The organism is Microbulbifer hydrolyticus (assembly GCF_009931115.1).
In the GTDB taxonomy this organism is placed as follows: domain Bacteria; phylum Pseudomonadota; class Gammaproteobacteria; order Pseudomonadales; family Cellvibrionaceae; genus Microbulbifer; species Microbulbifer hydrolyticus.
Map to the genome: position 1 here is coordinate 1,591,131 of NZ_CP047491.1, position 14,529 is coordinate 1,605,659.

A 14,529-nucleotide genomic window follows, 5' to 3' on the forward strand; every position below is an offset into this window, starting at 1 on the left:
GAGGGGTCGCCTGCCACTGCGGCGGTAATTCCCTGAAGGTTTCCGGGGGCTCGTCGCTAACCTTGCCGATTGCCCCTGATCTCCGAGGGCGAGCGCCCGAACCAGCGCCTGAAGCTGCGGCTGAAGACGGCGAGGTCGGCATAACCCAGATTGAGTGCGATATTGGTCAACGGCATACTGCTGTTCAATACCGCCGACTCAGCCACTTCCCTGCGGGTTTCTTCCAGGATTGCGCGAAAGCTTGTGTCGGTTGCTTCCAATATGCGCTGCAGCTTTTTGGGGTGCATGCCAAGACAGAGTGCCACGTTGGTTTTGTTGCAGTCCCCGGTGGGCAGCAGGCCGAGAATAGCGTGTTTTACCAGCGGGGTCAGGTCGCTCTCTGAATCGCTTTTCAGTTGTTCGAACTGGGTAAAAATGACCTGGTCTACCAGACCTTCCAGGGTGCGCGGTTTTCTTTTCAGGGTTTCCCGATCGATATAAAAACAATTGTATTGCGCATCGAATTCCACCGGGCACGAGAAGGTTTCGGTATAGAGATTCTTGCCATTTTCCGGCGTCGGGCGGCGTAGAAATACCCGGCTCGAATGCCACTGCGGCCCTGCCATATCCCGTACCAGCTGGTAGATCATACCAAGACTCAAGTCCTCGAGTTGCGGGTAGTGGCCGGTTTTCGAATTGACGATCTCCAGACGCAATTCTGCTTGACCGTTCGCCGCTGGGTTCATAGAGAGGATTGCGCCCTGCGCGTGCAGATGGGCGTACTTACCGCCAACGGTCATTGCACTGAGGATACTGTCTTGCCGAGAAAGGTAGGCCCCGAAAAGACCCAGAACATGCAGGCCCTGTTTCGTAGACAAATGCAGGCCGAAGGCGTCGTCACCCGTTTCCTCAGCCGCCAATTCCAGCAATTTCCCAAGACTCTCGTAGGGAATCAGGTTGTCCGGTTCGCGCACTTGGCTTGCGGGTAGCCCAGCGGCTTTCAATAATTTCACCGGGTTGGCACCGAGTTTACGCGCCAGCTCGTCAAATCCATACAGGGCTCCAGCCCTGACAAACTCTGTCATGCTCGTGTCTCGGGTCGCTCGATGGCCGCACTTTGCAGTGGCCGATTACTGGCGGTGGATCGTGATCGTTCCGTCGCAGCGTATCGTCCCTGTCCCATTTTGCAAAGTGCCTGTCCCAAAATATCAAACCGCAGCCCAGGGGATCAATTAATCTCAATACCACTCCTGTAGCGATCAAGGGCGGACCGGAATGACCGGACAAGGCCCAGAGTTCATAAAAATAAAGCGAAATACAGAAATACAGAATGAGGACATCGAGCGATGATCGAGTCACTTCTCAAATCCGGGTCAAGCCAGCGTGGCCCGCAGAATCCTTCACAGCGTAGACAGCGACTGCTGTTAGCCACTTATTCCCGGACCCGGTTTTGCCTGCAGCGGGTTTCCGGCTGAGCGCAGCTGCCGACTTTTGATGTACCCCTGCTTGGTGATCGATTGACCGGTATGAAAAGTGTGTGCGACGCGAGCAAAGCAAAATCTGTGCTCGGCTGGCCGCCGAGAATAACCTTGGGCGAGGCCATGCGGGAAATCCAGCAGGCTTACGCTCAGCCCTGAGAAAGACCATTCTCACTTAGAGTGGCGCAAGCAAGATGAGAGGAAACTCAAAATGACCATTCCATTCCCGATTCACGCGCAGGATGCTCTGCTTACCATCAATACGGATGAACAGCCGTTCGTGAAAAACGCTCTGCCAGGGGTTCACGTAATGCCGTGCTTCCTGGATACCGAAAACGGTGTGTGGGTGCTGCGTGTGCAGTTCGAGCCGGGTACCGTGTTACCCAGGCACTTCCACACCGGTTGTGTGCATCTCTACACCATTTCTGGCAGCTGGCACTACACAGAATACCCGGATCAGCCGCAGACAGCGGGAAGTTACCTTTACGAGCCGGGTGGCTCCGTGCATCAGTTCCAGGTGCCCGAGACAAATACCGAGGTCACCGATACATTCATGGCGGTATTTGGTGCGAACATCAATTTTGATGAAAACGATGAGTTTATGAATGTGATGGACGCTGGTTGGATCGAGACAATCATGCTTGAGGCCGCCAAGGCTCAGGGCATTGTCCCGCGGTATATCAAGCCGAAGTCTACTGCCGGATATTCCGACGAAGAATGATGACGCAGGTGGCTTTCAATATTTTGAAATAATTCCCGAAAACAGAGCAGCCACCTCCGAGTGCAGGAGACATTTACTGCGTACCGGACTCGGTGGTTAACTCGGAGAACTTTATGTCAACGATGCAATCCGTTGTATTGAGGGATGGCAAGGTACAACTGGAATCCCAGGAAATTCCCAAGCCTGGCCTGGGGCAGGTGTTGGTCAAGTCGCTTGCCTGTGGGATTTGCGGGTCCGATCTGCACCTTGCCCATCATACCGATGAGATTTTCGAACTGTACCAGCAGTTGGGTATGCTGCCCGCCGAGCTTGAGGTCAAGCCAGACATCATGCTGGGCCATGAATTTGCAGCCGAGGTCGTGGAATACGGCCCGGAGACGCAGGCCGAAGTCCCGGTCGGCACCCGCGTGACCAGCGTGCCGATTTTGATGTCCCAGAACGGGGCCGGTATCGGTGTGACACCCGGTATTCACGGCGCCTACTCGGAATATTTCCTGCTGGACGAGGCCCTGATGCTGCCTTTGCCGGAAGGCGTTACGCCACAGGCCGCAGCGATTACCGAGCCGCTGGCGGTGGGCCTGCACGCCGTCAATCGCTCCGATATTGGCAAAAACGATGTGGCGCTGGTAGCGGGCTGCGGACCCATTGGGCTCGCGGTAATTTCCGCTCTGTGCCTGCGCGGTATCAAACATATCGTCGCTTCCGATCCGCAGCCAAATGCCCAGGCACTGGCGAAGGAGTTCGGCGCCAGCGTCGCAGTCAATCCCATGGAGACGGATGAAGTCGCCAGGGCCGCGGAGCTCGCTGGCGAAGGCCGGGTGGTGATCTATGAGTGCGCCGGTATCCGTCAACTGCTGGACAGCTTTATCCGCCGCGCGCCGCAACACGCCAGCCTGATCGTAACCGGTGTGCATACCGAGCCTACCGCCGTGAACTTCGCTTTTGCGATGGTGAAGGAAATGGACATCAAATTTACCTACTACTACACGCCCGAGGAGTTTTCCGAGTGCCTGCAGACTATCGCCCGCGGCGAGGTAAACTGGAAAGCGCTGTGGACAGGGACTGTGGGTATTGATGGCGTACCCGCCGCGTTTGAGACGCTCACGCAACCGAACGATCATATCAAGGTGATCGTGGAACCGTGGCGCTCCGGCGGCCTGGAGAAGGCGGAATAGATTTTCCGCCTTCCGTCTTCACACGTTGAAAAGAACACAAAAAGCCATGGATGAAGCAGCCAGTACTGGATTGTGAACAAGAAAGTCGCAAAGGCACTGGCAGGTTATGGTGACGGCAGTCCGGAATAGCAATCGGACGCACACTGGCTAAACTGTCACCTACACGACAATGATTGAATGCGGCACTGGCGTAAAATGTTGGTGTCCAAATTACCTAAATGACGACCAAAATAATAAATGTCGGAGCACTTATGAGAGAACAAACCATGAATGCGAGTGTGCTGGTGCAGGATTCTGCAAACCTGGCGGACTATATCGGCCAATGCCTGCACAGGTTTCACGACAAGCCGGCTTACCACTGTCTCGGACAGACGCTGACCTTCGGCGAGATCGATGAAAAATCCCGGCACCTGGCCCAGTGGCTGCAGCACGAATGTGGCCTGAAAGCCGGTGACCGTATCGCCATCCAGCTGCCCAATATCACCCAGTACCCGATTGCCGCCTACGCCGCGCTGCGGGCCGGGCTGGTAGTAGTGAATACCAATCCGCTGTATACGCCGCGGGAAATGCAGCACCAGTTTTCCGATTCCGGTGCCAAGGCACTGGTGATTCTGGCGGACTTCATCGACAAATTCGAAGAGATCAAAGCGTCCACCCAGATCAAGCATGTTCTGGTGACCGGTCCCGCCGACCTGCTGGGCAAGGCGGTCGCGGCGCCGAACGGTTATCACGGATTTGTCGACGCGCTGGAACGCGGTGCCGCCTGCCCCGAGCTGGTGGAGAGCACAGCTACCCGTGACGATATCGCGGTGCTGCAATACACCGGCGGCACCACCGGCGTGGCCAAGGGCGCGAGCCTGACCCACGCCAATCTGCTGGCCAATACGGATCAGATGCTTGAGCGTATTCTGAAGCGTGGTAACGAGGGTGAAGAGATCTTTGTCTGCCCGCTGCCGCTGTATCACATCTATGCGTTCACCGTGAACATGCTGACCTTCTTCGGCATGGGCAGCATGAATGTACTGATTCCGAATCCGCGGGACATCGACGGCTTCGTGAAGATGATCGCCCCGTTCCGTTTTACCGGTATCGCAGGCCTCAATACCCTGTTTGTTGGGCTTTGCCGTCACCCGGAATTCAACAAACTGGATTTCAGCGCGCTGAAAATGACCTTCTCCGGCGGTACTGCACTCACCAGCAGTGCGGCGGCACTATGGCACCAGGTCACCGGATGCCCGGTGACCGAGGGTTGGGGCCTGTCGGAAACCTCGCCGGTGATTTGCCTGAACGAATTCGGTCGCGAGGAAATCGGCACCGTCGGTCCGGTACTGGCAGACACCGAAGTGCAGGTATGGGACGAACAGGGTAATCCGGTGGCCCAGGGCGAAAGCGGCGAACTGGTGGTGCGCGGCCCACAGGTGATGCAAGGCTACTGGAACCGTCCGGATGAAACCGCCAAGGTGATGCACAATGGTTTCTTCCGCACCGGCGACGTGGGCCTGATTCAGGACAATGGAAATATCCGTATTGTTGATCGCCTCAAAGACATGATCATCGTGTCTGGTTTCAACGTATATCCCAACGAAGTGGAAGATGTTCTCTGCCGTCACCCGCAGGTGGTCGAAGCGGCGGTGATTGGCGTGCCCAGCGAGCAGACTGGTGAGGCGGTATGCGCGCACCTGGTGGTGGATGGCGATATTGCTGAACAGCAAATTATCGAGTTCTGTCGCACCCAGCTGACGGCCTACAAAGTGCCCAAGCAAATCGTGGTGCAAAGTGAATTGCCGAAGTCCACCGTCGGCAAGATCCTGCGCAGGGAGTTGCGCGCGGTGCCAGTCTCCGAGCGCGCCTGATATCTGCAGGATTTAAAAAACGCAGCTTTTGGCTGCGTTTTTTGTTCTGTGCCCATTTCCTATCTCAACGGGGTTTGGCCGGCTTCTCGTCCGATATTGACTTCACAAGCCCGGAAAAAGTCGCGACACTGGAGGCACAAAAATAATAGCTGTGCAGTGAGCCCGCGATGCCCGTACAACATTTCGAGACCCTGATCATCGGCGCCGGCCTGTCCGGCATTGGTTCTGCCTGCCATCTCAGGCAGCACTGCCCAAACCGGGAATTCGCCATTCTCGAGCGTCGTGAACGCCTTGGCGGCACCTGGGACCTGTTCCGATACCCGGGCATCCGCTCCGATTCGGATATGTTTACCTTCGGTTTCAGCTTCCGCCCCTGGAACGGTGACCAGGTGCTGGCCGATGGTCCCTCCATTCGCAATTATTTGCAGGAAACCGCGGACCAGTTCCAGGTCAGCGAGCATATCCATTACGGGGTAGACCTCACCGCAGCAAGCTGGAGCAGTAACGATCAGCTCTGGACCCTCACGGGCACCCGCGATGGCGAAACTGCCACCTACACCTGTTCGGTATTGATCTCCTGTACCGGCTACTACGATTACGCCCGCGGGCACGAGCCGAAATTTGCCGGCACAGAGAATTTTCAGGGGCTGCTGGTACATCCCCAACACTGGCCACAGGAGCTGGATTACACCGACAAGAACATTGTGGTAATCGGCAGCGGCGCCACGGCGGTGACGCTGGTGCCGGCCCTGGCAGAGAAGGCCCGCCATGTGACCATGCTGCAGCGCTCGCCCACCTATATCCTGTCCATGCCCGGCCGTGACCGCCTGCTGGGGGCGCTGAAAAAGTTGATGCCGGAGGCGCTGGTTTATCGCTTCGCGCGCTGGCGGAACTTGCGCCTGCACCGGTTGATGTTCAAGGCGTCCAAACGCTGGCCGCGCTTTATGCGCAAGTTGATGTTGCGCGGGGTACGCAAGGCGCTGAGTGGCAGTGCGGATATGCGCCATTTCACCCCGGAATATCTTCCCTGGGACCAGCGCCTGTGCGCCGTGCCGGACGGTGATCTGTTCGAGGCGGTGAAGTCCGGCAAGGCTTCAGTGGTCACCGACGAGATTGATGCCTTCACCGAACGCGGTATCCGCCTGAAATCCGGTAGTGAGATTGAGGCCGATATCGCGGTAAGCGCGACAGGCCTCAAGTTACAGCTGCTGGGCGGTATGGCGCTGTCAGTGGACGGACAGCCGGTGGATATGCGCAACCGGCTGACCTACAAGGGAGTGCTGATGGAAGGCGTACCGAACATGGCCTGGGTATTCGGCTACACCAACGCGGCCTGGACGCTGAAGTCGGACCTGTCTGCGGGTTATATCTGTCGTCTGCTGAACCATCTGGACAAACACGGGCTGGGCGTGTTCCTGCCGGTCGACCGTGAGGGCTGTGTCGCGGAAGAGTCGGTGATGGCTGCCCTCCAGTCCGGCTATGTGCAGCGGGCCGACGGGATATTGCCGCGTCAGGGAACCCGTTACCCGTGGCGGTTGCTGAATGATTACGAGCGCGACAAGAAAATTTTGCTGACCGGACCGCTGGAAGACGGCGTGCTCAATTTCTACCCATCGGTCCGCGGTGCAAAGCGGAAAGATATCCCTACGGAGACTGAAACCGTGTGATGCCGGTGGGCGTTGCGGTGGGTTGCTAGAATAGTCGAGTAACCCCGCAACAGTCCGTTACCGGATATGACAGCCACCAAAGATACCGATTACGACCCCGGCCGGGATTCCTCCGCCCTGGATCCGGCTGAGGACTCAGCGCTCGCGCTTGCCTTGCGCCCCGAAATTGATTCCAGGGATAAATCCCAATCCGGCTTCCATCTTGTGCACGATGGCCTTTCCGCCTTCGTCGCGCGCGCGGTGCTGGTGGAGGAAGCCACCGTTTCCCTCGACCTCAAATACTACATCTACAGCGACGATACCTCCGGGAGAATTCTCACCGGCCTGTTATTGCAGGCCGCAGACCGGGGGGTGCGTGTACGGCTGTTGGTGGACGACCTGGGAACCCGCATAACCAACCCCTGGGTGCTCGCCCTGGACAGCCACCCGAAGATACAGCTCCGGGTATTCAATCCGGTGGAAGGGCGCAGCGGGCTGCGCCGTGGCTTCGAACAGCTGCTGAATTTTGGCCGTATCAATCACCGCATGCACAACAAACTATTGGTGTGTGATGGCAACGTCGCCATAACCGGGGGCCGCAACATTGCCGATGGCTACTTTTCCAAAGCGGAAACCGAGTTTCTCGACGTGGATGTATTGGCCATTGGTGCCGTGGTGCAAGACGCCTCCGATATTTTCGATGAGTACTGGAACAGTGAGGTGGCCATTCCGGTAACCGAACTGGCGTTCGCCGACGACAATACCTGCACCCTGAAGGAGTTGCGGGAGCGGGTAGAGAAATACCTGAAAGGTGAGCGCGAGTCGGAGTTCAGTCGCGCGCTGGAGAAATCTGATCTTGCGGAGAATCTGAAGGAAGGCGAGGTGGCATTCCATTGGGGGCGTGCGACACTATTCAGCGATCCGCCGCGCAAGGTGATCGACCGGGCCAGTGTGCCGGTGAGCGAATACCCCGGCTACAAACTGGAAAAAATAATCCAGCAGTGCAAGCAGCAGGTCCGTATTACCAATGCCTACCTGATTCCCGGGGTGCCGGGAGTGGATCTGTTTTCCACCCTGCAGGGAATGGATGTGCAGGTGGATATTCTGACCAATGGACTGGCCACCAACGATGTGGCTGCGGTGCACGGCGCCTATTCACGCTATCGTAAGCCGCTGCTACAGGCCGGAGTCCAGCTCTATGAACTGCGGCCGGTGGCAGAGCAAAAACAACGCCTGCACTGGTTTAAGGGAAGTTCGCGGGCAAGCCTGCACGCCAAGACCTTTGTACTGGACGACGATCGCGCCTTTGTGGGTTCCATCAATCTCGACAGCCGCTCGATTATCCAGAATACCGAAATCGGTATGCTGATCGAAAATCCGGAAATCAATCGGGCGCTGAACGAGTTGTTTGAGACCTGGATAGCGCCGGACGCCGCCTGGCAGTTGTCACTGGACGACCGGGACCATATTCACTGGACCGCGCAGGATGACGATGGAAACAGTCTGGAGGAAACGAAGGAGCCCGAGACCCATTGGTGGCAGCGTCTGCAGGCCCGTTTGTTGTCCAGGTTGCCGATCGAGACGCAAATCTGATCGTCAACGTACGCGAAACTTTCCTATCCAGTTGCGTCCCGTTGCCAGGTAAGGTTGTTGAGCGCCTGGGTAGGTTTAATTAGCGGTCGGAAATACTCCCGCTTACTTGTTCCGCTCATTTGTCCCGTTTACTTGGGGAAGAGCATTACCCAGGTCATCCGAAAGCCCAGGTCCTGAGGCCCGCTCTGTGGGCTCTCGGCGTAATAGCGCGGACCGGCCGATATCTGGTAGGTCTGCTTGCCAACCTTGAACACCTTGCCAACAAAAAAACCGACCGGCACTGTCCACTGGGAGGCATCCCAGTTGTAAGTTGAGTCTGCGGTCAGTGTGAAGCTCCATGCGGTGGGAGTGGTGTAGGTAAAGAATGGCTGTACGAAAGACTGGTTTACATCGGCACGGTTATCGTCACCGGCAACATCCCAGATATGGTTGACGAGTGCGCCGGATGTCCACGGGCCGGCCTGCTTCAGTACGACACCGGTAGGCCCAAGGCCCCACTTTTCGGTACCCAATTCCTGCTCACTGGCCGTCGGCAAGAGAAATACGGGCCCTACGCCCCAGGTGATTCCATTCACAGGCTTGGAGGGCGAGAAGAACAGGCTCTGCACCGTATCACCGGTACCTGTGCGCTCTGGTGATCCCGGAAAGACATCTTCCTGATTGATGACTGGCAGGATGGTACGGCTGATGAGGTTCCAGTCTTCATTGAGCGTGATGGGCACCACTGGTTGGATGTTCATGGTAAAGCGCCTTCCCGCATCCTCCGGCCCTACCTGACGATCAAAGTTGTTTTGCAGTGGCACACTGATCAGGCTGGCGATGGGGTTCGCAAGTTGTTTGGCCAGGTCAGAACCGCTCTCGGCGGAGACCAGCCCGGAAAGTGAAAAAAGAAACAAAACGACTGCGGCTCTGAACATACTGCGATCTCCCAACTTCCTGCTCAGGAAAATTTAGCGTTGAGAAAAGTCTAGATAGGAAATTAGTCCAGTACGGGATTCATCCGCCAAAGGACGGATGTGGGCGCATTAGCGTTCGCCGTGTGTACTGAATTGCGCCAGTTTGAATACTCGGGACGCTCAGGTGGCAGGAGCGGGAGGGGAGCCGGCAGCGTCCGCGGGGGTGCTGCCGGCAGGCGGATTACTTGGTGGCGACGGCGAGAGCCACGGTACCCGGTCCGAGGTTGATACCGCCAGAGAGACTCATTACTGAGCGGTAAATCTTTACTTTGTGCTCTGCGGCGAGCGCCTCGAGCTCTTTGAAACCGGGTACCTTTTCCAGGTCTTTCAGCGGCCCGGCAATGCTCACCACGATAGCGGGCATCAGCAGCTGCCCAGCGCGAATTTTTTCCGCGGCGAGTTCAAACAGGCGCTGGGTGCAGCCGTCGTAGGTTTTTACCGTGTCGGCAACGGCAGAGCCCTGGTAGGTCATGGAAACAATGGGGTGCAGATTCAGAGATCTGGCCATGAATGCTTTCAGCCAGCTTACGCTTTTTTCGTTTTTCTGGCGGCCGCGTTCACGCAGGTAATACACATCCTTAATAGCCGCATAGCCGACAACCTTGCGGCCGAATTCCTCCGCGCGGGACTTTATTTGCGCGCCGTTCAACCCCCGCTGGATCAGCGACAGGGTATACAGTGCCAGCAGGCCCTGACCGGAAAACAGGGCGTGCGAGTCGACAACGTGGATCTTTGATGCCTCACTCCCCAACTTTTGCGCGACGTTCTGTGCATTGGCGAATGTCGGGCTGTTGGTGGAATTGATAGTCTGCACCACAATGTCTTTGTGGCCTTGTGCCTGTAGCTTGCTCAACACCTGCTCGATCACGTCTTCGTCCGCGGGGCCGGAGGTCACATGGCGTGAGCGGTCCACCAGGCTGAGCGAGTAGAAGTGGGCCATCTGGGCGGGGTTGCGCTGATCGCCAAAGGCATCTTTGCCCACGCTGACGTGGTGGGGAAGTACCGGGATCTGGTACTTGCGCAGAAACTCATCGGGAAGGTCACAGCCGGAATCGACGACTAACTGAACCATGGTCTTTCCTCTTATTTATTCTGCGGTTCAATTTATAAACAGTTCAATGTCGGAGTAGATGGCGCTAAATTTAGCATTTTGCACCAACATCGCACAGTTTTTATCGGCCAAGGGCGGTGAGGTTGCCAGAAAATCCGGTGACTTTTTGGTCAAGCCCGGCGCAAGGTCTTGTTGGAGATATAAAAAAGCCGCAGCAAGGCGGCTGCGGCATCAAGTCCCGGAAAAACTCGGTGATTAAGGCGCGGATGCCAGTTCGACCTGATCGCGCACGAACTGCAGCAGGGTGGGGGACCCGCTGCGCACCTCCAGGTTTTCGGGTATCGGTAGTACCAGCCAGTCGACGGACCAGCTCATGGATTCGCCGCTCGCCAGGCTCCGGGCGGCGCTCTGTACCTCAAGTTCCAGATAGGGTTTCTCGCCGCTCAGGTAAAGCTCGATGTCGCCTTCTCCCGTGGCCATTTCGCGCAGCGGAACCTCGGGGTAGATCTTCAGGTACAGGAGCCCATCCAGTGCGTACGCCAGCCAGCCCTCGGTGCCGTTGGCAACAACCTTGCCTTCCACCAGCGGTGCGCCAATGTCCATGGGCAGCCACAAGGTGTCGTTGTTCAACTCGTAGGCCACCTTGCCGCGCACGGTCTTGACGCTGTCGGTGGTGACCGGAGCAAACGCCAGCCCCTGGTTGGGTACCCGGGTGATTTCCCAGGCTGCAATCTCGGGGAAGGCCTTGTCGGTATCAATGCGATAGTGGACGGTAGCGCTTTGCCCGCTGTTGAGAGTGATGGTTTTGCTCACGCGAGCGCCGGCACCGTAGGCGCTGGTGACGGTAGCGGAGTCCATGTCCTTGCTTGCCACGGTGTAGGGCGCAATGTCGTGCTCGGGAATTGGCGGCCAGTCCCAAAGGGCCTGGGGACTCAGCCAGAAGGTGGAGCCAAAGCTGTTTTCCCCCGGGTCCGGCACTGCCAGCAGATCGCGGTCGCCATACCAGAATTCGGTGATGCGGCCACCGTAGCTGGGGTCCAGTGCCAGCTTGAGGGAGTCCTTGCTCAGGCGAATGGTTTGATCTTCCGCAGCGCTGGCGGAAGCCGCCAGCAACGCAGAGAGGCCGATGGTGACGGTCGACTTCTTCAATCGTTCAAGCAACATGCTCAGCCCCCGCAGCGGATCTGTGCGTGATCGCCGGCGCCGGGAACGAACTTGATATTCGCCACTGCCATCGCCAGCTTGCCTTCGCTGTGCAATGACAGGCCCTGGGACACCTTCGAGAAGTCAGCGCCGGCCTTGGCAAAGCACTGCAGGTCAATAGAGATTTCTGACCAGTCTCCCTGCGGCAGCGCCGCCAGGGCCTGTTGCAGTGGCAGCGAACCGTTGCAGTTGTCGCCGTCACAGGCAATACGGGCAAACACTGCCGCCTGCGGTGCCTGGTCCACCCGTACATCCATGGTCAGAGCAGCGCCCTCTTCGAGGTAGCGGCTCAGGTCCTGCGGCTTCTGGGTCTGCAGCAGTACGCTGCCGGCGCGCAGGCCCTTCCAGGTCAATGCGCGGGCATCTTCCTGGGACAGCATATCGATGGACGCGACGGTGATATTGTCATCCGCACTGCTGGCCAGGTTGCCGCTGACCCACAGTGGGTCCTGTTCACTGTCGGCGATAAACAGCTTCCACGGGGCGCGCGGGCGGGACACCATCAACCAGGCATCCTCGAGCTTGCCATCCACATAGGTTTCGCCGTTTTCACTCAGGTTGTTGGCAATGAGGCGCTCACTGCCAGCGTTGCCGCTGGTGTAGTCGAGGCCGTAGCCGTAGGTAAACAGCGGTGCGTAGTTCTCGTCGCCGAGATTGATGACGGTCTGGTGTACCAGTTCCGGCCAGCTGAACGAGAGGCGCCCGGTAAAGTCGTAGCGCTTTTTACCTTCGCTATCGGTAAGGATCACGTCGGCAACGCCGGCACCCTCGGAGCCCGGCAGCCACGCGGCCACAAAGGCATCCGACAGGTTCATTTCCTTGTTCACCCACAGTGGGCGACCAGACAGGAATACGCTTACCACGGGGATATCCTGTGCCTTCAGTTTTTGCAGCAGTTCCTGGTCTTCCTTGCTGCCCAGCTGGAATTCGATACTGGCCAGGTCGCCGTGCCATTCTGCGTAGGGGTCTTCACCGAATACCACGATGGCGACATCGGGCTTCTCGCCGTTGAAGGCGGTGCTGTCGAGATTGCCATCTTCGCTCAACACAACTTCACCACCGGCAGCGTCCACTGCCTGTTTGATTCCGGTATAGATGGACGTGGCGCCGGGGAAGTCCTCGGCAGTGTTGCCGGTGCCCTGCCAGGAAATGGTCCAGCCACCACTCTGCTTGGAAATATTGTCGGCGCCGTCACCGGCGACGAGGATATTTTTACGTGCGTCGACTGGCAGCAGCTGGTCGTTGTTTTTCAGCAGGACCAGGGATTTACGTACCGCCTCGCGCGCAAGGGCGCGGTGCTCCGGGCTGCCGAGGATACCGGTCTTGCCCGCCAGCGGACGATCGCGCTCGAACAGGCCGGCGCGGATCTTTACTCGCAGGATACGGCTCACGGCGTCGTCGATCCGGCTCATGGGAATCTCGCCGCTGCGCACCTGGGCAATGGTGTTCTTGAGTAGCGCTTTCCACTCGGCGGTGATCATAAACATGTCGAGGCCGGCATTGACGGCCTGGGCGCAGCTGTCGACGGTGCAGCCTTCCACAAAGCGGTGACCGTTCCAGTCGCCGACCACAAAGCCGTCAAAACCCAGGCGGTCTTTCAGGACATCGGTGAGCAGGTATTTGTGGCCGTGCAGGCGCTTGCCGTTCCAGCTGTTGAACGAGGCCATGACTGACTGCACACCGGATTCCAGTGCTGTGAAATAGCCTGCGGCGTGAATCTCTGCCAGCTCCTTTTCACTGACCTGGGTATCGCCGCGGTCGATACCGCGCGTGGTGCCGCCGTCGCCGACAAAGTGCTTGGCGGCAGACACCAGGTGGCGGCCATCCAGGAACTCTTCGCCGCTCTTTTCACCCTGTATGCCTTTGATCATCTCGCGGGCATAGGCGGCAACGATTTCCGGGTCTTCGGAATAGCTCTCAAAGGTGCGGCCCCAGCGGTCGTCTCGTACTACCGCGATGGTGGGGGCGAAGGTCCAGTCCACACCGGTTACCGCGACTTCCCGAGCCGTGGCCTCACCGATGCGGCGGATCAGTTCCGGGTCGCGCGCGGCACCGAGACCGATATTGTGTGGGAACAGGGTAGCGCCGATTACATTGTTGTGGCCATGCACGGCGTCGCTGCCCCAGATGATCGGGATGGCCACACCACCGTCGGAGGTGTCCATGGATGCGGCAAAATAGTCGTCCGCGAGCTGGCGCCAGTCGTCGGGGGTGGCGAACTTGTCGTTGTTGGGGAAGGTGCCGCCGCCGTTGAGGATGGAGCCAATGTGGTACTGCTTCACTTCCTCTGGAGTGATGTATTTGATCTCTGCCTGCATCATCTGCCCGACTTTTTCTTCCAGCGTCATCTGCGCGAGCAGGTCGCTGATACGGCCTTCGAGTTTTTCATCCCGGGGCAGGGCAGGTTTCAGGGCTGGCCAGTTTTCCAGTGAGCGCTGTTCAACCGTGCTGCCAGCCTCCGCGCTCGTTACTGGATCTACCTGGGCACTGGCGCCTGTGGATGATTTGTCGGGGTCGCTGCAGGCGCTAAGCCCGACGATCAGTGCGATGGCTCCGGCGAGGCGCGCGGTGGAAGTTCTGGCAAGGCTACCGGTTGGGTGAATCATGGTCGCTCCGGGTAGATTTATTGTTGATCTGTCGAAAAAAACAGGGCGCTCCTGAGAAAGGGTGAGAACAGGAGCGCCCTCAAGGATTGGGACCACAAGTCCCTCAGGAGACGGTAGGTGAAGTACAGCTGGCGCATAGCTTGAGCAAATTCACGTCCCCGCTGTTAAGACGCGCAAACCTCGGTAAAAGGCCCCGCCAGTTGCTTCGGAATCTGGAAAAAAAGATGCTTCCCTGCAAGTTGGGCGCCATCCGCTGGCGGACAAGGTG

At 58.0% G+C, this 14,529-nt stretch carries 10 protein-coding genes; 5 read left to right on the forward strand and 5 right to left on the reverse strand.

All coding sequences use genetic code 11. The features are described 5' to 3' along the window. Positions 1 to 56: 56 nt before the first annotated feature. A complete protein-coding gene (locus tag GTQ55_RS06795) occupies positions 57 to 1,064 on the reverse strand; it encodes an AraC family transcriptional regulator (protein WP_161858053.1) in 1,008 nt (335 codons plus the stop codon). A 604-nt stretch (positions 1,065 to 1,668) separates the two neighbouring features. On the opposite strand from GTQ55_RS06795, the gene GTQ55_RS06800 reads away from it, so the two are divergent. The 5 genes from GTQ55_RS06800 to GTQ55_RS06820 all read left to right on the forward strand — a co-directional run bounded on the left by GTQ55_RS06800 (position 1,669) and on the right by GTQ55_RS06820 (position 8,445). Beyond that, positions 1,669 to 2,178, forward strand: coding sequence for a 2,4'-dihydroxyacetophenone dioxygenase family protein (locus GTQ55_RS06800; RefSeq protein ID WP_161858054.1), 510 nt, complete (start codon positions 1,669 to 1,671; stop codon positions 2,176 to 2,178). Positions 2,179 to 2,291: 113 nt separating this feature from the next. Further along, on the forward strand, positions 2,292 to 3,353 hold the full coding sequence (locus GTQ55_RS06805) for a zinc-binding dehydrogenase (RefSeq protein WP_161858055.1): 1,062 nt from the start codon (positions 2,292 to 2,294) through the stop codon (positions 3,351 to 3,353). Positions 3,354 to 3,604: 251 nt separating this feature from the next. Continuing rightward, positions 3,605 to 5,206, forward strand: coding sequence for an AMP-binding protein (locus tag GTQ55_RS06810; RefSeq protein ID WP_237567864.1), 1,602 nt, complete (start codon positions 3,605 to 3,607; stop codon positions 5,204 to 5,206). A gap of 167 nt (positions 5,207 to 5,373) precedes the next feature. Then, on the forward strand, positions 5,374 to 6,873 hold the full coding sequence (locus GTQ55_RS06815) for a flavin-containing monooxygenase (protein ID WP_161858056.1): 1,500 nt from the start codon (positions 5,374 to 5,376) through the stop codon (positions 6,871 to 6,873). A gap of 66 nt (positions 6,874 to 6,939) precedes the next feature. Continuing rightward, positions 6,940 to 8,445: a phospholipase D family protein gene (locus GTQ55_RS06820; protein WP_161858057.1), complete on the forward strand. Its 1,506-nt coding sequence runs from the start codon at positions 6,940 to 6,942 to the stop codon at positions 8,443 to 8,445. A 128-nt stretch (positions 8,446 to 8,573) separates the two neighbouring features. Here GTQ55_RS06820 and GTQ55_RS06825 read toward each other — a convergent pair whose 3' ends face one another. From GTQ55_RS06825 to GTQ55_RS06840, 4 genes are all read right to left on the reverse strand, one after another. Next, complete coding sequence (locus GTQ55_RS06825) at positions 8,574 to 9,362, reverse strand: transporter (protein WP_161858058.1); 789 nt, start codon at positions 9,360 to 9,362, stop codon at positions 8,574 to 8,576. Positions 9,363 to 9,582: 220 nt separating this feature from the next. Next, positions 9,583 to 10,473: a DegV family protein gene (locus GTQ55_RS06830; protein WP_161858059.1), complete on the reverse strand. Its 891-nt coding sequence runs from the start codon at positions 10,471 to 10,473 to the stop codon at positions 9,583 to 9,585. Positions 10,474 to 10,707: 234 nt separating this feature from the next. Further along, positions 10,708 to 11,616 carry a DUF4380 domain-containing protein gene (locus GTQ55_RS06835; protein WP_161858060.1) on the reverse strand — a complete coding sequence of 303 codons (909 nt, stop codon included), beginning with the start codon at positions 11,614 to 11,616 and terminating at the stop codon, positions 10,708 to 10,710. Between the two features lie 2 nt (positions 11,617 to 11,618). Continuing rightward, complete coding sequence (locus GTQ55_RS06840) at positions 11,619 to 14,261, reverse strand: glycoside hydrolase family 3 protein (protein WP_161858061.1); 2,643 nt, start codon at positions 14,259 to 14,261, stop codon at positions 11,619 to 11,621. Positions 14,262 to 14,529: the final 268 nt, after the last annotated feature.